The sequence below is a fragment of the Stenotrophomonas sp. 169 genome (assembly GCF_014621775.1).
In the GTDB taxonomy this organism is placed as follows: domain Bacteria; phylum Pseudomonadota; class Gammaproteobacteria; order Xanthomonadales; family Xanthomonadaceae; genus Stenotrophomonas.
Map to the genome: position 1 here is coordinate 771,806 of NZ_CP061204.1, position 26,502 is coordinate 798,307.

Sequence of the window (26,502 nt, forward strand, 5' to 3'; positions counted from 1 at the left end):
CGTCCATAGGATCGGGCGCGCGCCGCGCCTGGCACTGGCAACGGATGTCCCTCCTTGTGCCCGCGCTGCTTGCCAGTGCGGCCGCATCGGCTGCCATTACCTGCACCGGTGGAGGCGGCACGACCACGTTGGGCCTGCCCACATTGGTAGTGATTCCGCGCGACACCACCATGCCTGTGGGGACGTTGCTGACGCCGTGGGTCGCCGGGCCGGAACGTCCCTACACGTTCACGTGCAACGCGCCTGGCGGCTCGGGTTACGTGCGGGGTGTTTCCCGGAATGCGTCCGGCCTCGTCAGCGCGGGAATCCTCGTACCGGCACCGCCAGGCTATGCGCTGGATGTCACCGTCGCGCAGAGCGGTGTGCCGGGTGTGGGTATCGCGGTCTATTACCGGCCCTACCTGCGGGGCTGGCAGACCGGGTTTCGGTCGGGGCTGCCCGATTGGGGACGGACGAGCATCGATTACACCGGCACTGGTGCCGGCAACCAGCTGGGTGGGCAGATCTTTACCGCGCTGGTCAAGACAGCGGGGGTGGTCAGTGCTGGCAACATAGTGCCAATGGAAGTCGCCACGATTCTAGCTACCTCATCGGGCACGGCCGTGGGGGGCGGGGCAACACCTGATCGGTACCGTATTCCGGCAATCCGCATACAAGCAGGGGCGTGCGTGATCCCGTCCGATACCCGGGTAGCACTGGGCGACCAGAAGCGTACGGCGTTCACGGCGCATGGCGCCACGGGCCCATGGGTGGATTTCCGCATTCCGGTGACCGGATGCCCAGCGGCGTTGACGTCCATCGAATACGGGCTGCGATCGGTCAATGGGTTTCCTCCCGATCCGGCGGATTCAGCGAAAGGCGTGATCGCGATCGCACCCGGCGGTGCGAAGGGAATCGGTATCCAGTTGTGGGACAACGCCACGGGCGCGGCCGTGCCGCCGTATCCAACCCGTATGGGGCTGCGCGGTTTTGTGCCGGGCACGGCCGCCTACACCTTGGACCTGCGCGCACGCATGTACCAGACACTTCCTGCCACCGAGCCCGGACCGGTGGATGCGCAGGTCGAAATCACGATGATGTACCGCTGATGCGCCGGGCCCGAACGCGCGGTGTGGTGGCAAGGCTGGGGCGTTCCGCAGCAGCCCTCGCGCTGCTGTGCGGCCCTGTTGCAGGTGCGTGGGCGGCGACGGCGCTGCAGGCGACACGGTTGGTCGTTGCCGCTGAGCACGGTGAAGCGAGCATTGTGGTGCGCAACGATGACCCGCGTCCGGCATTGATGCAGGTGTGGATCGACGACGGACGCGCAGCGGCGGCCCTGGAGGAACTGGATGTGCCGCTACAGGTGCTGCAGCCGCTGCTGCGGATCGAGCCGCACACCGACCAGGCCATCCGTGTGCGTGCGCTGCGCGATGACAGGCTGCCCATTGATCGTGAGCGCCTGTACTGGTTGAACGTGATGGAAATCCCGCGACGTGCGCCCGCACAGGACACTGCCGCCACAGCGCAGGCCGATGCCATCGAAGTTGCCGTACGCAGCCGCATCAAGCTCATCTACCGCCCTGCCGGACTGAGGGGCACGCTGCAGGAAGCCGGCGCCGGACTGCGGTGGCAGGTACTGGCCGGCGATGCGGGCGTGCGCGTCCGCAACGATTCACCGCGGGTGGTGAATCTGGCCAGTGCGCGTAGTGGCGATGGTCGAATCGCGGCGCTGGAGGATGGCAGCGTGCCGCCGTTCGGCGAACGCACGTTCCAGTGGGAAGGAGCTGCTGCAGCGGTGGGGAAGGCTGGCATCACCTATGAATGGATCGATGACCTGGGGCAGGTGCATTCGCAGCAGACGCCGCCGTAACGGCGGCCGCTGACCGGCTACAGGCGGTCAGGATCGCTGCCCGGCACGAACACGCCGTCCTTCACATAGGCGGCCAAGGTCATGTCCAGTGCCAGCATGCCGTCGCGGCGGATGTCCATGAGCTCGGGCTCGACCATCGCCCCATGCAGCACGCCCAGCACCGTAGCGTGCAGCATCCGCGCCACGACCTCTGCGTTGGCGCCGGGCTTGAGCTGTCCGAGCTGATCGGCACGCCGTAGGGCGCGCGCCATGCGTTCCAGACCGTCGCGGAAGCCGGCCTGCTGCAGGTCGGCCAGCACCTTGCTGTCGGCCGAGGTATCGCTGCGCAGCATGATTTCCATGGTGTTGCGCAGGCGCTCGTCCTGCGACAGATCGATCAACGAAGTCAGGATCACCGAGCGCAGGTCCAGCACCGGCGTGTCGCGGGACTCGGTGGCGGCACGATCCAGTTCCTGCATGAAGGGCAGGCGGACCCGTTCGATCACGGCTGCCAGCACGTCGATCTTGTTCTTGAAGTGCCAGTAGACCGCGCCGCGGGTATAGCCGGCGCGGGCGCCGATCATCTCCAGCGTGGTGCGTGCCACCCCGTGCTCATGAAAACAGGCTTCGGCGGCGTCGAGGATGCCTTCGCGGGTTGCCTGGGTTTCCTCTTTGGTCTTTCGGGCCATTGCTCAGAGTGGATGCAGAACGTCAAGCAAGTGTAGCCGTTTGCAAACAAACAGTCATGTATGTATATTTCCTGCCCATGATCGCCGTCGCTTTTGGCTCGCTTTTGAGGGGGCCGGAGGGACGGCCGCCGAGCGTGGCTCGGCGCTACAGAACCCATGACATCGAGACCCCTCCCCCATGTTCTTGAACCGTGCCCGTCCTTTCGTTCTTTCGCTGGCCATCGCCGCGGCCGTAGCCGCCTGCGGTGGCGGTGATGACCAACCGCCGCAGCAAGGACCCGGCCAAGTGACCGTGGTCACCCTGAAAGCCGAATCGGTATCGCTGACCCGGGAGTTGCCGGGACGCACCAATGCGTTCCTGGTTGCTGAAGTGCGGCCGCAGGTCAATGGCCTGGTCGGCAAGCGATTGTTCACCGAAGGCAGCATGGTGACCGAAGGCCAGCCGCTGTATCAGATCGACGATGCCAGCTACCGCGCGCAGGCCAACAATGCCCGCGCCCAGCTGGCACGTGCGGAGGCGACCGCCAACGCCTCGCGCTTGAGCGCCGCTCGCATCAGTGAGCTGGCCAAGGTGGATGCGGTCAGCAAGCAGGATCTGGAGAACGCGGTCGCCGCGCAGAAGCAGGCCGAGGCCGATGTCGGCGCGGCAAAAGCATCGCTGGATGCGGCCAACGTGACACTGGGCTATGCGCGGATCACCGCGCCGATCAGCGGCCGCATCGGCAAGTCCAGTGTCACCCAGGGTGCATTGGTGAGTGCCGCTCAGCCCGAGGCACTGGCGACGGTGCAGCAGCTGGATCCCATCTATGTCGATCTGACCCAGTCTGCCGCCGAGCTGCTGCAGTTGCGGCGCGAGCTGGCGGCCGGGCGCCTGCAGGACAACCAGAGCCTGCCCGTCAGCATCCTGCTCGATGATGGCACGCCGTTCGAGCACAAGGGCACGCTGGAATTCTCCGAAGTCAGCGTAGACCCGACCACCGGCAGCTACGGCCTGCGGGTAAAGGTGGAAAACCCGGATGGCGTACTGATGCCGGGCATGTACGTGCGCGCGGTGATCGGCGGCGGCGTGCGTAATGGCGCACTGCTGGTCCCGATGCAGGGTATCGCCCGCGACGCCAAGGGCGATACCAGTGCCATGGTGGTCAACAAGGACAACAAGGTGGAAGTGCGTCCGGTGAAGGTCAGCCGCGCGCTGGGTGACAAGTGGCTGGTCGAGGATGGCCTGCAGGCAGGCGACAAGGTCATCGTGGAGGGCTTGCAGAAGATCGGCCCGGACATGCCGGTGCAGGCCACCGAAAAGGGCAGCGGGCCGGTGAAGCCGGCAGATGGCAAGCCCGCGGCTGCACCGGCCGCCGCAGATCCGGCCGCCGCGTCCACCGACGCCGCTGCACCCGCCCAGGCTCCGGCCGGCACCGACGCGCAGTAAGCGGAGAACTCCATGGCACGTTTCTTCATTGATCGACCCATCTTCGCGTGGGTGATCGCGATCATCATCATGCTTGCCGGTGCGCTGGCGGTAACCACTTTGCCGGTGTCCATGTATCCGGAAGTGGCCCCGCCCGCCGTCGAGATCTCCGCCACGTATCCCGGTGCGTCGGCGAAGGTGGTGGAAGACTCGGTGACGCAGATCATCGAGCAGAACATGAAAGGCCTCGACGGGCTGATCTATTTCTCGTCCAACAGCTCGGCCAACGGCCAGGCCACCATCACCCTCACCTTCGAATCCGGGACCAATCCGGACATCGCCCAGGTGCAGGTGCAGAACAAGCTGCAGTTGGCGATGCCCTTGCTGCCGCAGGAAGTGCAGCGGCAGGGCATCAACGTGGCCAAGTCCAGCAGCGGCTTCCTGCAGGTGCTGGGCTTTGTGTCCAATGACAACAGCATGGACGCCAACGACATCTCCGATTTCGTGGGCTCCAACGTGGTTGACCCGCTCAGCCGCGTGCCGGGCGTGGGCAACATCCAGGTGTTCGGCGGCAAGTACGCCATGCGCATCTGGCTGGATCCCAACAAGCTGCACACCTACAAGCTGTCGGTGGATGAAGTCACCGCAGCGATCACCGCTCAGAACGCCCAGGTGGCGATCGGCCAGCTCGGCGGTGCGCCGTCGGTGAAGGGCCAGCAGCTCAACGCCACCATCAACGCGCAGGATCGCCTGCAGACGCCGGAGCAGTTCCGCAACATCCTGGTGCGTGGCGGCACCGATGGCAGCGAGCTGCGCCTGGGCGACGTGGCCCGTGTCGAACTGGGCGCGGAAAGCTACGATTTCGTCACCCGGTACAACGGCAAGCCGTCCACCGGCATCGCCATCACCCTGGCCACCGGCGCCAACGCGCTGGATACCGCCAATGGCGTGCGCGCGGCACTGGAGGACATGAAGGCGACCTTCCCGGCCGGCCTGGAATCGGTGGTGCCGTATGACACCACCCCGTTCGTGCAGGTGTCGATCAAGGGCGTGATCAAGACGCTGATCGAAGCGATCGTGCTGGTGTTCGTGGTGATGTACCTGTTCCTGCAGAACTTCCGCGCCACGCTGATCCCGACCATCGCCGTACCGGTCGTGCTGCTCGGCACGTTCGGCGTGCTGTCGGTGTTGGGGTTCTCGGTCAACATGCTGACGATGTTCGCGATGGTGCTGGCGATCGGCCTGCTGGTCGATGATGCCATCGTGGTGGTGGAGAACGTCGAGCGCATCATGGCCGAAGAGGGCTTGTCGCCGCTGGAGGCCACGCGCAAATCAATGACCCAGATCACCGGCGCGCTGGTGGGTATCGGCCTGGTGCTGTCGGCGGTGTTCGTGCCGATGGCCTTCATGGGCGGTGCCACCGGTGTGATCTACCGGCAGTTCTCGGCCACGATTGTTTCGTCGATGGCGCTGTCGGTGCTGGTCGCGATCGTGCTCACGCCGGCGCTGTGCGCCACCATGCTCAAGCCGCTGAAAAAGGGCGAGCATCACGTCGCCCACAAGGGCTGGTCGGGTCGCTTCTTCGGTGGCTTCAACCGCGGTTTCGACAAATCCAGCGAAAAGTACCAGCGTGGCGTCAAGGGCATCATTTCCCGACCGTGGCGTTTCATGGGCGTGTTCGCGGCGCTGTCGCTGGTGATGGTGCTGTTGTTCATGCGCCTGCCCAGCTCGTTCCTGCCCAACGAAGACCAGGGCATCATGATGGCGCTGGTGCAGACGCCGGTGGGTTCCACCCAGGAGCGCACGCTGGAGGCGATGGCCAAGCTGGAAAACCACTTCCTGGAGAACGAAGGCGAAGCGATCGAATCGATCTTCGCCATCCAGGGCTTCAGCTTCGCCGGCATGGGCCAGAACGCGGGCATGGCCTTCGTCAAGCTGAAGGACTGGAAGGATCGCGATTCGGAGCAGAGCGTGGAAGCCGTTACCGGCCGCGCGATGGGCGCACTGAGCGGTATCAAGGACGCTTTCATCTTCGCGTTCCCGCCGCCGGCGATGCCGGAACTGGGTATCGGCTCGGGTTACACCTTCTTCCTGAAGGACAACAGTGGCCAGGGACATGAGGCCCTGCTCAACGCGCGCAACCAGCTGCTGGGTGCCGCCGGGCAGAGCAAGCTGCTGGCCAACGTGCGACCGAACGGCCAGGAAGACACCCCGCAGCTGCGCATCGACGTGGACGTGGAAAAGGCCAATGCGCTGGGCCTGAACATGACGTCCATCAACAACACGTTGGCCACCGCGTGGGGCAGCAGCTACATCGATGACTTCATCGATCGTGGCCGGGTCAAGCGCGTGTACGTGCAGTCCGATGCGGACTTCCGCATGAATCCGGACGACTTCAACGTGTGGTCGGTGAAGAATGCGGCCGGCGAGATGGTGCCGTTCAGTGCCTTCGCCTCCAAGCGCTGGGACTTCGGTTCGCCGCGTCTGGAGCGCTACAACGGCGTGTCGGCCATGGAAATCCAGGGTGAACCGGCCACGGGCGTGGCATCGGGCGATGCCATGAACGAGATCGAGCGCATCGCCAAGGATCTGCCGCCGGGCTACGAGATCGAGTGGACCGCGCTGTCCTATCAGGAGCGTCAGGCCGGCTCGCAGACCCCGCTGCTGTACTCGCTGTCGCTGCTGATCGTGTTCCTGTGCCTCGCCGCGTTGTACGAAAGCTGGAGCGTGCCGACCTCGGTGCTGATGGTCGCGCCGCTGGGCATCCTCGGTGCCGTGCTGGCCAACACGCTGCTCGGGCTGGAGCGTGACATCTACTTCCAGGTGGCGATGCTGACCACGGTGGGCCTGACATCGAAGAACGCCATCCTGATCGTGGAGTTCGCCAAGGACAACCTGGAGAAGGGCGCCGGACTGATCGAGGCCACCATGCACGCCGTGCGCGATCGCTTGCGCCCGATCATCATGACCTCGCTGGCATTCGGCCTGGGCGTGCTGCCGCTGGCCATCGCCTCCGGCGCCGGCTCGGGTGCGCAGCGCGCGATCGGCACCGGTGTGCTGGGCGGCATGCTCGCCGGCACATTGCTGGGCGTGTTCTTCATCCCGCTGTTCTTCGTCGTCGTGCAGCGCGTGTTCAACCGCAAGCTGCGCACCGCGCCGCAATCGAGTGAGACCCCATGAAGCAGATCCCCTTGCTGCTGGCCCTGGTGGCCAGCCTCGGCCTGACCAGCTGTGCCACGTTGGTGCCTGAGCGCACCGACGTGGCGCCCGCCATACCTGCGCAGTGGCCGATTGAAGCGGGCCAGGGCCGGGCCACCGACGTCGCCGCGCTGGGCTGGCGTGACTTCTTTACCGATGCGCGTCTGCAGGACGTCATCACCCAGGCGCTGGACAACAACCGCGATCTGCGTGTGGCCGTGCTGAATGTCGAACGTGCCCGCGGCCAGTACCGCATCCAGCGCGCCGACCGCGTCCCCGGGCTCGCGGTGCAGGGGCAGATGGAGCGCATCGGCGGTGACATGCCGGTCAGTGAGCAGTTCACGGCCGGGCTGGGCATCACCGAGTTCGAGCTCGATCTGTTCGGACGTGTGCGCAACCTCAGCGAGGCGGCACTGCAGCAGTACTTTGCGGTGGCCGCCAACCGGCGCAATGCGCAGTTGAGCCTGGTCGCGGAAACCGCCACGGCCTGGCTGACCTTCGGTGCCGACAGCGAACAGCTGCGCATCTCCGAAGCCACGCTGGCCAGCCACGAAGATTCGCTGCGGCTGGCGCAGGCGCGTTTCGAGCGCGGCGGCAGCTCGGCGCTGGAGCTGGCCCAGACCCGTACGCTGGTGGAAACCGCCCGCACCGATGCCGCGCGCCTGCGCGGTCAGGTCGAGCAGGACCGCAATGCCTTGTCACTGCTGATCGGCGGGCCGGTGGACGCCGCGTTGCTGCCGTCCGGCAACAACGAACTGCAGCTCCTGGCCCTGGCGCCGCCGCCGGCGGACCTGCCCAGTGATGTGCTGCTGCGCCGGCCGGACATCATGGCGGCCGAGCACACCTTGCTGGCGGGTAACGCCAACATCGGTGCGGCACGTGCGGCGTTCTTTCCCAGCATCCGCCTGACCGGCACGCTGGGGAGCCGGTCCGACGAACTGTCGGGGTTGTTCGACAGCGGCACGCGGATGTGGAGCTTCCTGCCGACGATCAGCCTGCCGATCTTCCAGGGCGGCCGGCTGCGTGCCGGGCTGGCCGTGGCCGAAGCGGATCGTGACATCGCCTTGGCCGAGTATGAGAAGGCGATCCAGGTCGGCTTCCGCGAAACCGCCGATGCCTTGGCGCTGAGCACCAGCCTGGATGCCCAGGCCGATTCGCAGCGTGGACTGGTGGAGGCCGCGACGCAGGCCGAACGCCTGTCGCAGGCGCGCTACGACGCCGGGCTGGACAGCTTCGTCACGCTGCTGGACGCGCGGCGTACCGCCTACAGCGCACAGCAGAGCCAGCTGCAGACCGCGTTGGCACAGCAGGCAAACCGGATCACGTTGTACAAAGTGCTGGGTGGCGGCTGGCGCGAATCAGGAAGGTAGAGCCGACTTCAGTCGGCTGCCCCCTTAACCCGGCTACGCGCTGATCCCTCGTCCGGATGAACGGCCATCGCCCCCTCGGTGGCCGTTTCAGATGACCGCCGGCCGCCGCGTGAGCCCGCTGATCAGGCGATCAGGCGCGGACGATCGTCCGTGCGGACCATGCTGGCCACATAGACGTGGTCCCATACCTGTTCAATGAAGGCGCGGGCCTGGGCTTCGGTCAGCCGCGGCATGATCTGCAGGGCGTACTGGGTCTGGAACGCATCCTCGCGCTGCTCGTTGGTGGCGCGGGGGTGGGTGATCAGCGAGTCACAGGCAAACTTTATCCACGGGACAAAATGGCCGAAAGAGCCCGGGCCCATGGCGCCTTCGGCGTGTCGCTGGCGCCAGTGGTTCAGCTCTGCCTCCACGTCGATGACCGGAGGGACATTGGGTACATCTGCGCGCATGGCTGTTACTTCTTCTGATGATGTGGGGGTGGGGGAGACCCGATCATCGCTATCGGCCAGTGCACGCAGCGTCATTGCTGCGTGCAATCGGCGTTCCAAGGTCGTTGTTGCCATACCAAGGCTGAAATATTCAGCGAGTCCCGCTCACTCGCCGATGTCTTCGTCCCAGATTTCCGGATGACGTTCAATGAATGCGCCCAGCAGATCGACACACTCCTGGCTGTCCAGGTCGATCACGTTGACGCCGCTCTCGCGCAGCCAGTCGATGCCGCCCTGGAAAGTGCGCGACTCGCCCACTACGACGGTGCCGATGTTGAACTGGCGGACCAGCCCGCTGCAGTACCAGCAGGGGGCCAGGGTGGTGACCATGATCGTGTTCTTGTAGCCGCGCTGGCGGCCGGCCTTGCGGAACGCATCGGTCTCGCCGTGCACGGAGGGGTCGCCTTCCTGCACCCGGCGGTTGTGGCCACAGCCCAGCAGCCGACCGTCGTTGTGATAAAGCGCCGCGCCGATCGGCACGCCACCTTCGGCCATGCCCTGGCGGGCTTCGGCGAGGGCGGTCTGCAGCAGGGCGTGGTAGTCGGGCGTGGTGATCATGGGGGTCTCCGTGAATTCAGAGGGTCATGATACGGGCAGGGGGTGCCGCCGGCTCCGCGCGGTGCGATAATCCATCCATGAGCGAATCCCCCTACAAGTCCGGAACCACCCATTTCGGCTTCCGCGATGTCGATGCAAAAGACAAGCAGAAGCTGGTCGGCCAGGTCTTCACCTCGGTCGCGCGCAACTACGACCTGATGAACGACCTGATGAGCCTGGGTGTGCATCGGGTCTGGAAGCGCTACTACGTGGCCACCGCGCAGGTGAAGCCGGGTGACCGCGTGCTGGATCTGGCCGGCGGTACCGGTGACATTGCCGCGCTGCTGAAGGAGCGGGTCGGCACCGACGGTGCGGTCGTGGTGGGCGACATCAATGCCGGCATGCTGTCGGTGGGCCGTGATCGCTTGACCAACCGCGGCCTGGTGGCCGGGTTGGACTACGTGCAGTGCAATGCAGAAGCGCTGCCGTTCCCGGATGCCAGCTTCGACCTGGTGACCATCGCGTTCGGGCTGCGCAACGTGACCGATAAAGATGCGGCGCTGCGCGAGATGCATCGCGTGCTGAAAGTGGGCGGGCAGGCACGCGTGCTGGAATTTTCCGAGGTCACACTGGACTGGTTCAAGCCGATCTACGACTTCCACTCGTTCAAGGTGCTGCCGAAGCTGGGCCGTCTGTTCGCGCGCGATTCGGACAGCTATCAGTACCTGGCCGAAAGTATCCGCAAGCACCCGCCGCAGGATGCGCTGAAGGCGATGATGAGTGAAGCCGGATTCGAGCGCTGCCACTACAAGAACCTGTCGGCGGGCATCGTCTCGATCCATTCCGGTTACAAGCTGTAACCCGGTAGTGACGGCCGCTGGCCGTCAAACGGTGGACACTGACGGCCAGCGGCCGTCACTACCGCGGGTCCAACAGGGGTAAAATCAGCCTTTACCCCTGAAACGGTCTCGATGCATGCGTACCCCGTTCCTGCTCCTTCCGCTGGCCGTGGCCCTCGCCGCCGGCTGCTCCCAGGAGACCGCCGCGCCGGTCGCCACTCCCCCCGCGCAGAGCGCGCCGGCTGCCCCCGTGAACGCTGAAAACCGCAGCCACGACGAAAGCTCCTATGCCGAGCCGGACAAGGTCGTCATCAAGGACATCGCCCTCGACCTGAAGCTGGATTTCGACAGCAAGCAGATCGGTGGCACCGCGACCTACACGCTGGAGTGGAAGAACAAGGACGCCAAGCAGCTGGTGCTGGACACGCGTGAGCTGGCCGTCGCCAAGGTCGAGGCCATCGCGGCCGATGGCGCGCGCAGCCCGCTGCCGTTCGTGTTGGCGCCCGTGGACAAGGTGTTCGGCAGCAAGCTGACCATCGAAACCCCCACGCAGCCGACCAAGGTCGAAATCAGCTACCACACCGCACCGACTGCTTCGGGCCTGCAGTGGCTGGCGCCGTCGATGACCGAAGGCAAGAAGCTGCCTTTCATGTTCAGCCAGTCGCAGGCGATCCACGCGCGTTCGTGGGTGCCGCTGCAGGACACGCCGAGCGTTCGCTTCACCTACAGCGCGCACGTGGTCTCGCGCCCGGACGTGATGGTGCTGATGAGCGCCGACAACGACCCCAAGGCCGCGCGTGACGGTGATTACACCTTCAAGATGCCGCAGCCGATTCCGTCCTACCTGCTGGCGATCGCTGCGGGTGACCTGGTGTTCGAGCCGATTTCCGGCCGCTCCGGCGTGTGGGCCGAACCGACCATGGTCGGCAAGGCAGCGAAGGAGTTCGAGGACACCGAGAAAATGATCGGCGCCGCCGAAAAGCTGTACGGCGAGTACCGCTGGGGCCGCTACGACATGCTGGTGCTGCCGCCGTCGTTCCCGTTCGGCGGCATGGAAAACCCGCGCCTGACCTTCGCTACCCCGACCGTGATCGTGGGCGACAAGTCGCTGGTCTCGCTGGTCGCCCACGAACTGGCACACAGCTGGTCGGGCAACCTGGTGACCAACGCCAGCTGGAAGGACATCTGGCTCAACGAAGGCTTTACCACCTACGTGCAGGGTCGCATCACCGAAGCGCTGTATGGCAAGGAAATGGCCGAGATGGAGCGGCAGATCGACCAGACCGACCTGTTGGCCGAGGTGAAGGACATGAGCCCGGCCGACCAGGCGCTGGCCCTGCCGCCGCTGAACGAACGTGACCCGGACGAGGCGCTGAGCCAGGTTGCCTATGTAAAGGGGTCCTGGTTCCTGGAGTTCCTGGAACAGCGCTTCGGCCGTGAGGTGTTCGATCCCTTCCTGCGTGGCTGGTTCAACGACCATGCCTTCCAGAGCGCGAACACCGATCAGTTCGTCGACTATCTGAAGAAGAACCTGCTCGACAAGAAGCCCGGCGCCGTGACGGATGCCGAACTGAAGGCATGGCTCGACGAGCCGGGCATCCCGGCATTCGCGGCCAAGGCGCAGTCGCGCAACTTCAGCAATGTCGATACCGCGCGCATTGCGTGGGAAGGTACCGGCAAGCTGCCCACCAACCAGCTGACCGCTGAATGGAGCACGCAGGAGTGGGTGCGTTTCATCGACGGGCTGGGCGCGAAGCAGCCGCTGGACAAGCTCACCGCGCTGGACCGTGCCTTCAAGTTCACCGGTACGCCGAACGGTGAAATCGCCATGCGCTGGTACCCGCTGGCGATCCGCAGTGGCTACGCCGAGGCGACCCCGGCCGCCGCCGAGTTCATCGAGCGGGTGGGCCGTCGCAAGCTGATCATGCCGATCTACGCCGAACTGGTGAAGACGCCGGAAGGTCTGGAGATTGCCAAGGCTGCCTTTGAAAAGGCCAAGCCGGGCTACCACCCGATCACCACCGGCTCGGTGCAGGACATGCTGTCCAAGGCCGAGGCCCAGTAACACCGAAAGCGGGTGCCGACGTCGGTCGGCACCCGCTCTTGCTGGGGCGGGCGCGGTTGATGTTGCCATCGCGGCTGCCGCTGCCTTCGCCTTCTTGATTGCCGTTGCGGTCGCTGCTGCCGTTGCTGTCGCTGTCGCTGTTGCTGCTTGGTAGAGCCGACTTCAGTCGGCTTCCCGCCGCCAGCCGACTGAAGTCGGCTCTACCAATGCCAACCAACCTCCTGCGCCGCTCGGGGCTAGACCGGCGTATGTTCCCGTGCGTTCAGCGCCAGGAACATGTCCACGCACTCTTCCATCAATCGCTGCTGCGCTTCCGGTGCCAGCGGCGCCTGCCCCATTGCCACCTGCGGCCAGAACGCAAACGCCTTCAGCATGCCTTGCAGCTGATGCGCGGCTTCAGCCGGCGAGGGCAGTGTGCGCAGCCGACCATCTGCTTGTGCCGCCCGCATCCAGGCGGTCAGCCCTTCTTCCTTCTCCGCCAGCCGCTCCATCATCGCCCGCGCGCGCTCCGGCGCATGCACCAGTTCGGCGATCGCCACCCGCGACAGGTCGATGAAACTCTCATCGGCCATCAGCCGCATCTTCCTTGCGGCGAATCCCAGCAGTTGCGGACGAAGCGGCTGGGCCGGCGCGTAGTCCGGCGCATCCAGATCTTGGCTGGCCTCCCACAGCTGCAACAGGATGGCCGTGAACAGCTCGTCCTTGCTGGCGAAGTGGTTGTAGACCGTTCGCTTGGACACCTCTGCCGTGGCAGCGATCCGGTCCATGCTGGTGGCCGCGAACCCGAAGCTGCGGAACTCTGTCACCGCTGCCGCGAGGATGGCGGCGCGCTTGCGGTCGGTCAGGCGGGTAGGGCGGGTAGGGCGGGTATCGGCACTCATACCGATATTTTACACCGTTCAGTTTACTTCCAACGAAATAGAAGTAGACTCTTCGGTGTACTTTTCAGGGCAAGCCCGAATGACCCGCGCCTGCCGCGCTTCCTCCTCCTTTCTACGGTACTGATCGCCATGACACTTGGCCTGCTGACCTGCGGCGCGCGTCCTGCCGCTTCCTACGAAGAATCTCCCCAGTACCAGGATGGACGCTTCCACAATCCTGCGGGCAAGTCGTCGCTGGGATTTGTCGGCACCTTGGGGGTGCTCTGGCGCTTCATGGTGGACAAGCCCAAGGATGCCACCCCGCCCGCGCCGATTCCGGTGCATGCGTTGACCCGCCAGGACCTGCTGGACGCGCCGGACGACAGTCTGTGGAGGCTGGGACACTCCACCGTGCTGATGAAGCTGGATGGTCATTTCTGGCTGACCGACCCGGTTTTTTCAGAGCGCGCCTCGCCGATGTCGTTCATGGGGCCCAAGCGCTTCCATGCGCCACCGCTTGATATTGAAGCGCTGCCGCCGCTGACCGGCGTGATCATTTCCCATGACCACTACGACCACCTGGACCACGATGCCATCCGTGCGCTGGCGCCGAAGGTCGACCACTTCATCACCGCGCTGGGTGTGGGGGATCGATTGCGGGCGTGGGGCGTGCCCGCCGACAAGATCCAGCAGCTGGACTGGTGGCAGGAGACGCAGGTGCACGGTCTGAAGATCGCTGCCACGCCGGCACAGCATTTCTCCGGTCGTGGCGTGTCCGATGGCAACCGCACGTTGTGGGCGTCGTGGGTGATCGACAGTGGACGCAAGCGCATTTTCTTCAGTGGTGACAGCGGCTACTTCGACGGCTTCGCCCAGATCGGCGAGCGGTACGGTCCGTTCGACCTGACGCTCGTCGAGACCGGCGCTTACGACGCCGACTGGGCCGACGTGCACATGCAGCCCGAACAGAGCCTGCAGGCGCATCTGGATGTCCGCGGCAAGGTGATGATGCCGATCCACAACGGCACCTTCGACCTGGCGCTGCATCCGTGGACGGAACCCTTCGAGCGCATCACCGCGTTGGCGCAGGAACAGGGCGTGGTGCTGACGGCACCGCAGATGGGCGAGCGGTTGGATATCGGTGCACCGGCGCCATCCACCCAGTGGTGGCGACAAGTGCGGTAACGCGGCAGGGAACGGGTAGGTGGCCAGGGGGATCGTTGGACCGGTGGATCGCTCGACGGGTGGATCGGCGGATCGCTCGACGGGTGGATCGGCGGATCGTTCGACGGTGGATCGGTGGATCGTTCGACCGGTAGAGCCGACTTCAGTCGGCTTGCCTGCAGCCGACTGAAGTCGGCTCTACCACGGCAGGAGATGCAGCCGACTGAAGTCGGCTCTACAGTAGGGGTTCAACGACCACACGCGGAGCCTGCATGAAACACCTGATTCTCGTTGCCACCTGCGCGCTGGCGCTGGTCGCCTGTAGCGACCCGGAGGCCGAGCGCCAGGCGCAGCAGGCGGCGGCCGCCGCCGCCCAGGCGCAGAAGGAAACCAAGGCCGACGAGGTCGCCAAGCAGTACGACACCGCCGTGGCAGCGCAGGAATGGGAGCGGGCACGCATCCACGGCGGGTCATTGCTGGATGTCTACAAAGGAACGGCCGCGGCTGCTCGCATCGAAGCGGGATTCGCTGACGTGAAGGCCAAGGCCGACGAAGCGCGCGACCTGCGCCGGATGCAGGCGCTGTGGCAGTACAACCAGATTCCCGTTGGCACCAAGGGAACGCAGCGGTCCGCATCGATCTACGGCAAGGAGCGCGTCGACGTCGACGGAAGTGGCCCCAAGCCGGTGCAGTTGGTCTTCCGCGATCATCCGGAGTGGAAGCGGCACGCGTACCTGGTGCTGCAGGCCGGTGATTTCCGTTGCCCCGGCGGCTGCAAGGTGCAGGTCAGCGTGGACGGTGGAACCCCGCGCGCGATGGCCGCATGGCGTCCGGACACCGATGAGGCAATCGCCATGTTCATCACCGACAACGCCGCGCTGTGGAAGCTGGCGCGTCAGGCCAAGGCAATCAGCATCGAGTTCCCGGTGAAGGCCGGTGGTACGCGCACGGCCGTCTTTGAAACCGGCGGCCTGGATGCGAGCCAGATGCCGTGGAAATGATGCAGCCGATGCCGCCGGCCAGCTATGCCGTTCTTTCGGGCGTGCGTCATTGGATATTCGACCTGGACGGCACGCTGACCGTGGCCGTGCACGATTTCGCCGCCATCAAGCGCGCGCTGGACATAGCCGCGCATGAAGACATCATCGAGCATCTGGTTGCACTGCCCGACGAGGATGAGCGGGCCAAGCGCGCCTGGCTTTTCGATCATGAGCGTGAGCTGGCGCTGGGCGCGCAGGCGGCCATCGGCGCGGTGGCGTTACTGCGCGCGCTGCATGGGCGTGGCTGCGAGCTTGGCATCCTGACCCGGAATGATCATGCGGTGGCCAAGCTGACATTGGAAGCGATCGGGGTGGCCGATCTGTTCGCCGATGATCACATCATCGGTCGCGATGAGGCCGACCCCAAGCCGTCGCCGGCCGGCATCGTGTATCACCTGCAGCGCTGGGGTGTCGAAGCGGCACAGGTGGCGATGGTGGGGGATCACCGCATGGACCTGGCGGCGGGACGTGCTGCGGGCACGCAGACGGTGCTGGTCAATACACCGGGTGACCCATGGCCTGGGATGGCAGACTGGCGTTTCGCGGACTGCGCGGCGCTGCAGTCGGCGTGGCGGTGAGGTAGAGCCGACTTCAGTCGGCTGCGGTTCGCGATTGCTGTCAGCCGACTGAAGTCGGCTCTACCTTGGGGGTTCGTGATTGCTGGTAGCCGACTGAAGTCGGCTCTACCTGGGGAACGGTGGTGGGGCTGCCGCTGCGCTCGCCGAGCATGGCTCGGCGCTACCCGGCGAATGCGGCGCAGCGCCCCTCGGCGTCAGACGTTCAGTGCGTAACCGAACTGCTGCTTGAACTGCTCGTTGAACTCGTCGAAGGTGAAACGCTGGTTCTGCGTGCCCGGGTGCTCCACCTTCAGCGCGCCCATCAGGTTGCCCATGCGGCCGATGGTCAGCCAGTCGAAACCCTTCTGGATGCCGTAGATCAGGCCGGCACGGAAGGCGTCGCCGCAACCGGTCGGGTCCACTACGCGGCGCTCGTGCGCAGGCGGGATGTCGTAGCTCTTTTCAGGGGTGTGGATGACCGCACCCTTGGGGCCGCGCGTGGTGATGTAGGCCTGTACGCGGCTGACGATTTCCTTCTCGTCCCAGCCGGTGCGTTCCTGCAGCAGGTTCGACTCGTAATCGTTGACCACCACGTAATCCGCCTGCTCGATGAACGTGCGCAGCTCCGGACCGTTGAACAGCGGCATGGCCTGGCCGGGATCGAAGATGAAGGGCACGCCGTCTTCGTGGAACTCCAGCGCGTTCTGGATCATGCCTTCGCGGCCATCCGGGCCGACCAGGCCCAGGCTGACGCCCGGCACGTCGCGCACATGGTTTTCATACGAACGCATCATCGCGCCGGGATGGAAGGCGGTGATCTGGTTGTTGTCGTGGTCGGTGGTGATGAAAGCCTGCGGGGTGAACAGCTCGTCGATCACGCGTACCCGGGACAGGTCGATGCCCAGTGCATCGAAATGTTCACGATAGGGGCCGAAATCGGTGCCCACCGTGCCCATCGGGATCGGCTCGCCGCCCAGCAGGTGCAGGTTGTAGGCGATGTTGCCGGCGCAGCCGCCGAACTCGCGGCGCATGCGCGGCACCAGGAACGACACATTCAGGATGTGCACCTTGTCCGGCAGGATGTGATTCTTGAACTGGTCCGGGAACACCATGATGGTGTCGAAGGCAAGAGAACCACAGATCAAAGCGGACATCGATGTAAGCCTATGCGGGAATGGGTGGAGTGCGTGCCGCAGGGCGGGCAGGCAAACGGCGCCCGTGGGCGCCCGACGGCGCAAAGGTTACCGGCTGGAGCGGCGTAAGGGTAGCGCCGGACGGTGCGGGGCGCGCTGTCGTCCGCTGTGGCACCACGCGGCGGCGGCGAGGAGTACGATGGTTGCCAAACCTGTACCAATCCAGCCGAAAGCCTCTGAATACGCGGGTTCAGCTGGATATGTCCTTGCTCGCAGGGGGGCGGGTTGCTAGGCTTGCACGTCTCGATTTCTGCCCATATTCCGCCACTCCAGGCAGAGGCAGCGCACCTCCTCAGGATCACTTCCTCGATGTTCAAGAAACTCCGCGGCATGTTCTCCAATGACCTGTCCATCGATCTGGGCACGGCCAATACCCTCATCTACGTGCGCGGGCAGGGAATCGTGCTGAACGAGCCGTCCGTGGTCGCCGTGCGCCAGGACCGTGCCATCGGAGGCACCCGATCGGTGGCCGCAGTGGGCACCGAGGCCAAGCAGATGCTGGGCCGTACGCCGGGCCACATCACCACCATCCGCCCGATGAAGGACGGCGTCATCGCCGATTTCACCTACACCGAGGCGATGCTCAAACACTTCATCAAGAAGGTGCACAAGTCGCGCTTCCTGCGCCCGAGCCCGCGCGTGCTGGTGTGCGTGCCGGCCGGCTCCACCCAGGTGGAGCGTCGCGCCATCAAGGAATCGGCCGAAGAGGCCGGTGCGCGTGATGTGTTCCTGATCGAAGAGCCGATGGCGGCCGCGATCGGCGCCGGCATGCCGGTGACCGAAGCGCGGGGTTCGATGGTCATCGACATCGGCGGCGGCACCACCGAAGTCGCCGTGATCTCGCTGAACGGCATCGTCTACTCGGCCTCGGTCCGTATCGGCGGCGACCGCTTCGATGAGTCCATCACCAATTACGTGCGCCGTAACCACGGCATGCTGATCGGTGAAGCCACCGCCGAGCGCATCAAGGTGGAGCTGGGCTGCGCCTACCCGCAGGCGGAAGTGATCGAGATGGAAATCTCCGGCCGCAACCTCGCCGAGGGCGTGCCGAAGATGATCAAGATCACCTCCAACGAGGTGCTTGAAGCGCTGCACGAGCCGCTGTCGGGCATCGTCAGCGCGGTCAAGCTGGCGCTGGAGCAGACGCCGCCGGAGCTGTGCGCCGACGTCGCCGAGCGCGGCATCGTGCTCACCGGTGGTGGCGCGTTGCTGCGCGACATGGATCGCCTGATCTCCGAAGAAACCGGCCTGCACGTGCAGGTGGCCGATGATCCGCTGACCTGCGTGGCCCGCGGTGGCGGCCGCGCGCTGGAGCTGGTGGACATGCACGGCAACGAGTTCTTTGCGCCGGAGTAAGCCCGGCCGGCTTGTCGTGAGCGCCGCGCCCTTCCGGCGTGCGGCCTGCCTGCATGGCAGACCGGCACCGGCGGGGCGCCGTCGTGTTTCCTTCCCGATTCTTTTCTGCTGAAGCTGCATCGTGCCGCCCTACGCCGGACCCCCCATTGCTTCCCGCTCCGGCGATGCCGCGAGCCCGCTGCGGCTGCTCACCTACCTCGTGCTGGCGATCACCCTGATCGTGCTGGACGACCAGGCGGGCTGGCTGGCGCGCCTGCGCGAGCAGGCCAATGTGCTGGTGCAGCCGGCGTGGAACCTGGCGGGCCTGCCCGGGCGGCTGGGCAACCAGGTGCGCGACAATGCGGCCAGCCATGGTCAGCTGGTGGCGGAGAACCGGCAGCTGCGCAACAGCCTGCTGGTGGCGAATGCGCGGCTCACCCGGCTGCAGACCGCTGCCCTGGACAACGCGCAGTTGCGCGAACTGTTGAACGTCGCCGAGCGCAGCGGGCTGGATGTGCAGCTGGCGCCGATCCTGGATATCGACCTGGACCCGGTGAAACAGCGCCTGGTACTGGCGGCTGGCACCCGTGAGGGCGTGCACGTAGGTCAGGCGGTGATCGATGCCGGCGGCCTGATGGGGCAGGTGATCAGCGTGACCGGCAGCACCTCCACCGTGCTGCTGCTGACCGACCCGGACCACGCGGTGCCGGTGACGGTGGCGCGCAACGGCGTGCGGCTGATCGTCTATGGCCGTGGCGACACGCTGGAGCTGCGTGACATTCCGCTGAGTGCCGGGGTGGAAGTGGGCGATGAGATCGTCACTTCTGGACTGGGCGGACGGTTCCCGGTGGGATTCCCGGTCGGCACCATCGCGGCGCTGCGCCCGGACGACACCCACGCCTTCCTGGTGGGTGAACTGAAGCCGGCCGCCGCGCTGGATCGCGGCCGCGACGTGCTGCTGCTGCGGCCCGGTTCGCCGATCCGCATCCCGCCAACGCCGACGCCGACGCCCCCGGTCAACGCGGACGCGGCTTCGGTAGCGCCGAGCCATGCTCGGCGGGCACCCCCCGACGCAGCCACGACGGCTGACGGCCAGCGGCCGTCACTACCAGGCAACGCATCGCCACCGCCGACCGCCCCCACGACGGAGACACGCCCGTGAGCCGCCTGCGCGACAACCGCTGGGTGCTGCCGGTCAGCGTGATCGCCGCCCTGATGCTGGGGTTGCTGCCGTTGCCACCGTTCCTGCAGCCATTGCGCCCTTATTGGCTGGCCCTGGTGCTGGCTTACTGGGTCATTGAAGCCCCTGAACGGGTCGGGCTGGGCGTAGCCTTCGCCAGCGGCGTCGTCGCCGATTTCCTCTATGGCGGCGTGCTGGGCGAGCAGGCGCTGCGCCTGGTGATCCTGGCTTTCATCCTGCAACGCTTCCGTGCGCGCATCCGGTTCTTCCCGATGTCGCAGCAGATCCTCGCCATCGGCGGCCTGCTGTTCAACGACCGCATCGTCAGCGCCGTGGTGCACATCGTGGTCGGCGAGCCGACCCTGCCGTGGGCCTATTGGTGGGCCCCGTTGCTGGGCATGGCGTTGTGGCCGCTGGTGTTCGTGCTGCTGGACGCCGTGCGATTCGGACGGCGCGGGCGCTGACATGAGCACCCGCCGCCCGGTCAAGAATCTGCACGCCGAGGCCGAGCAGTTCCGCCGTCGCGCGGTGCTCGGTTTCCTGGCCGTGGTGCTGTGCCTGGGCGGGCTGGGCGCGTGGTATTTCAAGCTGCAGGTGCTGGACCACGAGATCTACACCACGCGCTCGGATGCCAATCGCATCAAGCCCCGTCCGGTGGTGCCCGGTCGCGGCATGATCTACGACCGCAACGGCCGCCTGCTGGCCGAGAACGTGCCGGCCTTCCGTCTGGACGTCACCCCGGACAAGGTCAAGGACATGGACGCCACCCTGGCCGGGCTGGCGAAAATCTTCCCGCTGAGCGAGGAGGAAATCGAGGCCTTCAACCGTTCGCGCAGGGCGCGTCGCAGCTTCCTGCCGGTGACCCTGAAGCTGCGCGTCAGCGAAGAAGAAATGGCGCGCTTCGCGGTGGACCGCTGGCGCTTCCCCGGGGTCGAGCTGGAGCCCTACCTGACCCGCCGCTATCCCTTTGGCGACCTGTTCGCGCATGTGATCGGCTATGTGGGGCGGGTGGATGACAAAGACCTGGAAATGCTCGGCGAGGGCAATGCCGCGCTGACCCATATCGGCAAGTCCGGGCTGGAGCGTTATTACGAACAGCAGCTGCGCGGCAAGGTCGGCTACGAACAGGTGGAAACCAATGTGCAGGGGCGGGCGATCCGTACGGTCGGCCGCGTGGCCGCCCAGTCGGGCACCGACCTGCGGCTGTCCATCGATGCCGACCTGCAGCGGGCCATGGTGGCTGCCTTCGGCGTGCAGGAAGGCGCGGCGGTGGCGATGGACCCGCGTACCGGCGAAGTGCTGGCGATGGTCAGCCTGCCTTCGTATGACGCCAATCTGTTCGTCAACGGGATATCGCACGCCGACTTCCGCGCGCTCAACGACAACCCCTCACGCCCGCAGTTCAACCGGCTGGTGCTGGGCGGTGTGGCACCGGGCTCCACGCTGAAGCCGTTGATCGCACTGGCCGGGCTGGATGCCGGCGTGCGCCGGCCGGAAGACAAAGTGCTGTCGACCGGCATGTTCTACCTGCCCGGCACCAGTCGCGGCTGGGGCGACGCCAACCGCGGTGGCCATGGCTGGACCGATCTGCGCAAGTCCATCGCACAGTCGGTCAACACGTACTACTACCGCTTGGCGCTGGACCTCGGTATCGAGCGCTTCGACCACTACATGGGCTATTACGGCTTCGGGGCACCGACCGGCATCGACCTGACCGGCGAGATCGGGGGCATCCTGCCGTCGCCGGCGTACAAGATGAAATCGCGCAAAGAGCGCTGGTACCCCGGCGACACGGTGAACGTCAGCATCGGCCAGGGCGACTGGAAGGTGACGCCGCTGCAACTGGCGCACGGGGTAAGCGGCATCGCCAGCGGCCAGCTGCGCACGCCGCACCTGGTGATGCAGCAGCGCGATGGATTCGATAGTGACTGGACCATCACGCCGCCCAGCGAAACCAAACCGATCAGCCCGAATCCGAACAACGTGCAGGCCGTGCGCGAAGGCATGATGGCCACCATGCAGCCGGGTGGCAGTGGCGCGCGCATGGCGGCCGGCGCGTCGTATGTGATGGCGGGCAAGACCGGCACCGCGCAGGTGATCAGCCGCAAGGGCACCGCCGCCGTGGATCCGCGCAGCCTGCCACTGCACCTGCGCCACCGCTCCTTGTTCGTCGGCTTCGCGCCGGCCGACAATCCGGTGATCGCCATCGCCGTGGCGGTGGAGGGCGGCGGCTACGGCGGCTCGGCGGCGGCCCCGATCGCGCGCAAGGTCTTTGATGCGTGGCTGCTGGGCAAGATGCCGGAGGGCGTGCTGCCGCTGGATGTAGAGCGTGGCAGCGTGGCATTCGGCGGCACCGTGTTCGATAACGAAGACAACGCCGCGCGCGCGAACGGAGAAGCCGCAGCGCTGGCGGCCGGTGATTTGCCGGTGCAGGTCGGTCTGCCGTCCCCGCAGGCAGTGCCCGCCGAGCATGGCGCGGCGCTACCGACTGAACCCGCCACCCCGGTAGCGCCGAGCCATGCTCGGCGGATCCCCCCCTCGGAGCCCGCCCGATGAAGGATTTCCTGCGCTGGGCCGGCGACATGCTGGTGCGCTTCTTCAGCACGCTGGACTGGATGCTGTGTGCCGCCTTGGGCGCCCTGATGCTGATCGGTCTCGCCACGCTGAAAAGCGCGGGTGGCGACGGGCTGGTCTTCGCCCAGGGCGCACGCTTCGCCGTTGGCCTGGCGGCCATGTGGGGCATATCACGCGTGCCGATACTGCGCATCCGCTCGGTGACGCCGATGATCTACGCCATTTCGATGATCCCGCTGCTGGCGGTGTTCGCGATCGGTACCGGCAAGTACGGCCGGCAATGGCTGGACCTCAAGCTCTTCTACCTTCAGCCGGCCGAACTGCTGAAGGTCAGCCTGCCGATGATGGTGGCCTGGTACCTGCACCGCATGCCGTTGCCGCCCCGTTTCACGACGGTGCTGGTCAGCCTGCTGATCATCGGCGCCCCGACGGCGGCGGTGATGCTGCAGCCGGACTTCGGCACCGCCGTGCTGATCGCCGCCAGCGGCGTGTTCGTGCTGCTGCTGGCCGGCCTGCCGTGGTGGTGGGTCGGGCTGGGCGTGGGCGGCATCGCCGCGGTCGCACCGGTCGCCTGGTTCTGGCTGCTGATGCCGTACCAGAAGGACCGCATCATGATGTTCCTCGACCCTGAGATGGATGCGCTGGGCGCGGGCTGGAACATCATCCAGTCGAAGATCGCCATTGGATCGGGCGGCCTGGAGGGCAAGGGCTGGGGCCAGGGCTCGCAGTCGCACCTGAACTTCATCCCGGAGCAGACGACGGACTTCGCATTTTCGGTGCTGAGCGAAGAGTTCGGCTGGATGGGCGTCGCGCTGGTGCTGGCGCTGTATCTGGTGGTGATCGGGCGTTGCCTGTGGATCGCCGGGCAGTCGCGGGATTCGTACTCGCGCCTGCTGGCCGGCGCCACCGGCCTGGCCTTCTTCGTCTACGTGCTGGTCAACGGCGGCATGATTTCCGGCCTGTTGCCCGTGGTGGGCGTCCCGATGCCCCTGATCAGCTACGGCGGCACCTCGGCGGTATCCCTGCTGGCAGGCTTCGGTCTGGTGATGGCCGTACGCAGCCACAACCCGGTCCACGGCGGCTACCGGTAGAGCCGACTTCAGTCGGCTTGCCTCACCACGCGCGTGAAGCGCAGCCGACTGAAGTCGGCTCTACCAGGCCGGGCGCGTGAAGTGCAGCCGACTGAAGTCGGCTCTACCAGGCCGAGCGCCTTAAGCGCAGCCGACTGAAGTCGGCTCTACCCCAGAAAGACGTCGTGAAGATTTCACACATCAAATGTGCTCTAGATCACACTTCTTAACGATTTTTTGATTTTGATCAATGGTTTTGTCGCAAACCCGCTGCACAATGGCGGCCTGTCATGCAGGGCGCGTTCATCTACCGCCGACCTGCGGACAGGAGCAGCAAGACCGCACGTTAGCCACCTGCTCTGGGGAGATGCAGGCGGCCCAATCGCATGGTCCGGCAGGCCGGTTGCGCCCGTAGGGGGATGGGGGCGCAACCGGTTTGTTGTCACTGCTTTTTTCACGCAGGATTTACAAAGGTTGACTCACTTAATCAATCCTTTGCTATTCATGGTCTTAGGGGTTTTATTTCATCCATGACCTGCTAACCTGCGGCGATGATCCGACGTACTCTGGCCTGCATGCTCACCCTCGGCCTGGTCGCTTGCGCGACTCAGCCGTCGAGTCCTCCATCGCCTTCGCAGGCCACCGTTGCGCCGCATAAACCGGCCAGCGGACACACCAAGGGACCGGCAGAAGCCGCGCCCGAGGCCGCTGCGGCTACCGCACCGCCGGTTGACCTGACGCCCGTCCCGTTCGACGTCGCGCGCGCCAATTTCATCCGCGATACCGCTGCCGCGCACAAACTTGATCCTGCCTATATCGCCAGCGTGCTCGACCAGGCGCAGGTGCGTCCGCCGATCATCGCGGCGATGTCGCGTCCGGCAGAACGGGTCAAGCCGTGGAACGAGTACCGGCCGATCTTCATCAGCCAGGCACGCATCGACGGCGGAAAAAAATTCCTGGCCGAACATCGGGATGAGCTGATGCGCGTGCAGCAGCGCACGGGCGTGCCGGCCGAGGTGATCGTGGCCATCATCGGCGTGGAAACCAGCTATGGCGGCAACGCCGGCAACCACCGGGTTCTGGATGCGCTCTACACACTGGCTTTCTATTACCCGCGCAGCGGCGATCCCGCCAAGCTCGAACGCGAGGTGCGGCGCGAACTGTTCTTCCGCGACGAATTGGCCAAGGCGTTCGTTCTCGCACGTGATGAAAAGCTCGACATCACCACGCTGAAAGGCAGTTATGCCGGTGCCATGGGCATGGGCCAGTTCATGCCGTCCAGCTATCTGGATTACGCAGTGGACGGCAACGGCGATGGTCGCCGTGACCTGTTCAACAGCTACGACGACGTGTTCTCGTCCATCGCCAATTACTTCGTCAAGAAGGGCGGCTGGGTGCGCGGCGGGCAGGTAGCGGTGCCGGCTACGCTGGCCACCGGCCGCGAAGAGTTCAATCCGACCGAGTGGAAGCCCACCTGGTCGCTGCAGGATCTGGCCGCGCGCGGTTATCAGCCGGTCGGCGCGGTGCAGCCGGGCGCGACCGCCACGCCGATCACGCTTGAAGGCAGCACCGGCAAGCAGTACTGGCTGGGCTTCCAGAACTATTACGCCATCACCCGTTACAACATCTCCAAAATGTACGCGATGGCGGTATTCCAGCTGTCGCAGGCCATCGCAGGAAAGGAGTTGCCGCCGGCATGAACATCAGATGGTGGGTCCCCGGAGCGTTGATCCTTGCGCTGGCCGCATGCAGCAGCGCGCCCAAGAAACCCGGCGGAACCGCCATTGGTCCGGGCAAGCCACCCGGCACCGTCGTGCAGGGCAAGGGCAGCACCCGACCGGCCCACTGCCCTGATGGCTCGCCATATGCAGCGGCAGCGGAAGACCTGGCCACGCGCGGAAACTACACCGCCGGCGGTCTGTACAAGCCGGGGGTGAAAGACACCACCCCGACGTACATTCCCAACGTAGCCTGCATCCCTGAGCCGGAAGTGCAGGATCTGGCGCGCTCGCCGATCGGCAACAAGACGCCGTATGAAGTGCTGGGCAAGCAGTACAAGGTGATGGACAGCACCAAGGGCTATGCGGAAAAAGGCACGGCTTCTTACTACGGTGCCAAGTTCCATGGCCGCCTGACCTCCAACCGGGAGGTCTACGACATGTACCAGTTCACCGCTGCCCACAAGACGTTGCCGCTGCCCAGCTTCGCGCGCGTGACGAACCTGGACAACGGCGAGTCGGTGATCGTGCGGGTGAACGACCGCGGCCCGTTCCACGACGGCCGGGTCATCGACCTGAGCTATGCCGCAGCCGTGCGATTGGGCATCACCCAGCGCGGCACGGGCAATGTGGAGGTCAGTGCGCTGCAGCCGGGTGAGGGCAACCTGTTGGCCAGCGCCAAGCCCACCCGTGCCGAGCGTCGCGCCACCACGATGGTTGCTGCCGCTGATGCAGCACCGTCGGCCATCGACAGCCTGGTCAACCGTCTGCCACCGGCGTCGGCCCCTGTTGCCGCCGCCATCGCGGCGCCCGCACCGCGCACCGCGGCCGTCGCCGGCAAGCCGCCGACCGGCCCGGAGGCCTACCGCTACCGCGTTGCCGACAGTGCGAAACCCGGATCGGCCGACAATTTCGACCGCTGGATGCGCGACAACAACGTGCGCGTCGCTACCGGCAAACCGACTACCCCGGTCGCGACGGTCGCCAGCCGTCAACCCGACAGAGCCCCCTCAGCGGCAGTCACGGCCGCCGCCCGTCAACCTGACCCATCCGCCGGAACCAAGCCGACCAGCGCAACCGCCACGCTGTCCCAGCAGGTGCTGGGCAACGTTCTGCTGCAGGTCGCCAGTTTCGCCAGCCGTGACAACGCCACCCGCGCCCAGGGCCAGCTCACCGCCGCCGGCATCGTCGGCGCGACCATCAGCGACATTGCCGCCGGGGGCCGCACGCTCTGGCGCCTGCGCGTACCCGCCAACGATCACGCCAATGCCACGGAACTCGCTGGCCGCATCGCCGGTCTGGGTTTCGGCGCACCGCAGATCGTCAAGGAATGATCGGCAGCGGCAGGCGACCGCCGCCTGCCGCGCCCATGCCGTGACCGCCTACAATGGC

The 26,502-nt window shown here is 65.8% G+C and carries 22 protein-coding genes; 17 read left to right on the forward strand and 5 right to left on the reverse strand.

Annotated elements, in window-relative coordinates:
• Positions 1–44 precede the first annotated feature (44 nt).
• Together ICJ04_RS03275 and ICJ04_RS03280 are read left to right on the forward strand one after the other, a co-directional pair.
• Positions 45–1,088: a fimbrial protein gene (locus ICJ04_RS03275; RefSeq protein ID WP_188326131.1), complete on the forward strand. Its 1,044-nt coding sequence runs from the start codon at positions 45–47 to the stop codon at positions 1,086–1,088.
• A complete protein-coding gene (locus ICJ04_RS03280) occupies positions 1,088–1,849 on the forward strand; it encodes a molecular chaperone (protein ID WP_188326132.1) in 762 nt (253 codons plus the stop codon). The genes ICJ04_RS03275 and ICJ04_RS03280 overlap by 1 nt, the downstream gene beginning before the upstream one ends.
• Positions 1,850–1,866: 17 nt before the next feature.
• On the opposite strand, the gene ICJ04_RS03285 is transcribed toward ICJ04_RS03280, so the two are convergent.
• Positions 1,867–2,517, reverse strand: coding sequence for a TetR family transcriptional regulator (locus ICJ04_RS03285; RefSeq protein ID WP_188326133.1), 651 nt, complete (start codon positions 2,515–2,517; stop codon positions 1,867–1,869).
• A gap of 178 nt (positions 2,518–2,695) precedes the next feature.
• Between ICJ04_RS03285 and smeD the strand changes: the two genes are divergently transcribed.
• From smeD to ICJ04_RS03300, 3 genes are read left to right on the forward strand one after another with little or no spacing between them, the layout of a single operon-like run.
• Positions 2,696–3,943 carry a multidrug efflux RND transporter periplasmic adaptor subunit SmeD gene (gene smeD, locus ICJ04_RS03290; RefSeq protein ID WP_188326134.1) on the forward strand — a complete coding sequence of 416 codons (1,248 nt, stop codon included), beginning with the start codon at positions 2,696–2,698 and terminating at the stop codon, positions 3,941–3,943.
• A 12-nt stretch (positions 3,944–3,955) separates the two neighbouring features.
• Positions 3,956–7,102, forward strand: coding sequence for a multidrug efflux RND transporter permease subunit SmeE (gene smeE / locus ICJ04_RS03295; RefSeq protein ID WP_188326135.1), 3,147 nt, complete (start codon positions 3,956–3,958; stop codon positions 7,100–7,102).
• Positions 7,099–8,490, forward strand: a complete 1,392-nt coding sequence (locus ICJ04_RS03300) for an efflux transporter outer membrane subunit (protein ID WP_188326136.1) — start codon at positions 7,099–7,101, stop codon at positions 8,488–8,490. The genes smeE and ICJ04_RS03300 overlap by 4 nt, the downstream gene beginning before the upstream one ends.
• Before the next feature lie 122 nt (positions 8,491–8,612).
• On the opposite strand, the gene ICJ04_RS03305 is transcribed toward ICJ04_RS03300, so the two are convergent.
• Both ICJ04_RS03305 and ICJ04_RS03310 read right to left on the reverse strand, forming a co-directional pair.
• Positions 8,613–9,014 (reverse strand): hypothetical protein, encoded by a 402-nt coding sequence (locus ICJ04_RS03305; RefSeq protein WP_223202976.1) that lies wholly within the window; start codon positions 9,012–9,014, stop codon positions 8,613–8,615.
• A 69-nt stretch (positions 9,015–9,083) separates the two neighbouring features.
• Complete coding sequence (locus ICJ04_RS03310; RefSeq protein WP_188326137.1) at positions 9,084–9,536, reverse strand: nucleoside deaminase; 453 nt, start codon at positions 9,534–9,536, stop codon at positions 9,084–9,086.
• Between the two features lie 77 nt (positions 9,537–9,613).
• Between ICJ04_RS03310 and ubiE the strand changes: the two genes are divergently transcribed.
• Both ubiE and ICJ04_RS03320 read left to right on the forward strand, forming a co-directional pair.
• On the forward strand, positions 9,614–10,375 hold the full coding sequence (gene ubiE / locus ICJ04_RS03315) for a bifunctional demethylmenaquinone methyltransferase/2-methoxy-6-polyprenyl-1,4-benzoquinol methylase UbiE (protein WP_188326138.1): 762 nt from the start codon (positions 9,614–9,616) through the stop codon (positions 10,373–10,375).
• A gap of 115 nt (positions 10,376–10,490) precedes the next feature.
• Positions 10,491–12,419: a M1 family metallopeptidase gene (locus ICJ04_RS03320; RefSeq protein ID WP_188326139.1), complete on the forward strand. Its 1,929-nt coding sequence runs from the start codon at positions 10,491–10,493 to the stop codon at positions 12,417–12,419.
• Between the two features lie 236 nt (positions 12,420–12,655).
• Here the strand turns inward: ICJ04_RS03320 and ICJ04_RS03325 are convergent, their stop codons facing one another.
• The gene (locus tag ICJ04_RS03325) at positions 12,656–13,300 is read right to left on the reverse strand and encodes a TetR/AcrR family transcriptional regulator (protein ID WP_188326140.1); all 645 of its coding nucleotides are present in this window, start codon (positions 13,298–13,300) and stop codon (positions 12,656–12,658) included.
• A 129-nt stretch (positions 13,301–13,429) separates the two neighbouring features.
• On the opposite strand from ICJ04_RS03325, the gene ICJ04_RS03330 reads away from it, so the two are divergent.
• From ICJ04_RS03330 to ICJ04_RS03340, 3 genes are all read left to right on the forward strand, one after another.
• Positions 13,430–14,464, forward strand: coding sequence for an MBL fold metallo-hydrolase (locus ICJ04_RS03330; RefSeq protein WP_188326141.1), 1,035 nt, complete (start codon positions 13,430–13,432; stop codon positions 14,462–14,464).
• A gap of 251 nt (positions 14,465–14,715) precedes the next feature.
• On the forward strand, positions 14,716–15,444 hold the full coding sequence (locus ICJ04_RS03335) for a hypothetical protein (protein WP_188326142.1): 729 nt from the start codon (positions 14,716–14,718) through the stop codon (positions 15,442–15,444).
• Positions 15,441–16,061 (forward strand): HAD family hydrolase, encoded by a 621-nt coding sequence (locus tag ICJ04_RS03340; RefSeq protein WP_223202977.1) that lies wholly within the window; start codon positions 15,441–15,443, stop codon positions 16,059–16,061. Before ICJ04_RS03335 ends, ICJ04_RS03340 begins: the two co-directional genes overlap by 4 nt.
• A 194-nt stretch (positions 16,062–16,255) precedes the next feature.
• Here ICJ04_RS03340 and ICJ04_RS03345 read toward each other — a convergent pair whose 3' ends face one another.
• Positions 16,256–17,194: a carbohydrate kinase family protein gene (locus tag ICJ04_RS03345; protein WP_188326143.1), complete on the reverse strand. Its 939-nt coding sequence runs from the start codon at positions 17,192–17,194 to the stop codon at positions 16,256–16,258.
• A 348-nt stretch (positions 17,195–17,542) separates the two neighbouring features.
• Here ICJ04_RS03345 and ICJ04_RS03350 point away from each other — a divergent pair, with 348 nt between their 5' ends.
• The 7 genes from ICJ04_RS03350 to ICJ04_RS03380 all read left to right on the forward strand — a co-directional run bounded on the left by ICJ04_RS03350 (position 17,543) and on the right by ICJ04_RS03380 (position 26,444).
• A complete protein-coding gene (locus ICJ04_RS03350; protein WP_188326144.1) occupies positions 17,543–18,589 on the forward strand; it encodes a rod shape-determining protein in 1,047 nt (348 codons plus the stop codon).
• A gap of 121 nt (positions 18,590–18,710) precedes the next feature.
• Positions 18,711–19,730 carry a rod shape-determining protein MreC gene (mreC, locus tag ICJ04_RS03355; protein WP_223202978.1) on the forward strand — a complete coding sequence of 340 codons (1,020 nt, stop codon included), beginning with the start codon at positions 18,711–18,713 and terminating at the stop codon, positions 19,728–19,730.
• Positions 19,727–20,212, forward strand: a complete 486-nt coding sequence (gene mreD / locus ICJ04_RS03360; RefSeq protein WP_188326145.1) for a rod shape-determining protein MreD — start codon at positions 19,727–19,729, stop codon at positions 20,210–20,212. Before mreC ends, mreD begins: the two co-directional genes overlap by 4 nt.
• 1 nt (position 20,213) lies before the next feature.
• Positions 20,214–22,304: a penicillin-binding protein 2 gene (gene mrdA / locus ICJ04_RS03365; protein ID WP_188326146.1), complete on the forward strand. Its 2,091-nt coding sequence runs from the start codon at positions 20,214–20,216 to the stop codon at positions 22,302–22,304.
• Positions 22,301–23,413 carry a rod shape-determining protein RodA gene (gene rodA / locus ICJ04_RS03370; RefSeq protein WP_188326147.1) on the forward strand — a complete coding sequence of 371 codons (1,113 nt, stop codon included), beginning with the start codon at positions 22,301–22,303 and terminating at the stop codon, positions 23,411–23,413. The genes mrdA and rodA overlap by 4 nt, the downstream gene beginning before the upstream one ends.
• A gap of 530 nt (positions 23,414–23,943) precedes the next feature.
• Positions 23,944–25,092 (forward strand): lytic murein transglycosylase B, encoded by a 1,149-nt coding sequence (mltB, locus tag ICJ04_RS03375; RefSeq protein ID WP_188326148.1) that lies wholly within the window; start codon positions 23,944–23,946, stop codon positions 25,090–25,092.
• The gene (locus ICJ04_RS03380; protein ID WP_188326149.1) at positions 25,089–26,444 is read left to right on the forward strand and encodes a septal ring lytic transglycosylase RlpA family protein; all 1,356 of its coding nucleotides are present in this window, start codon (positions 25,089–25,091) and stop codon (positions 26,442–26,444) included. The genes mltB and ICJ04_RS03380 overlap by 4 nt, the downstream gene beginning before the upstream one ends.
• Positions 26,445–26,502: the final 58 nt, after the last annotated feature.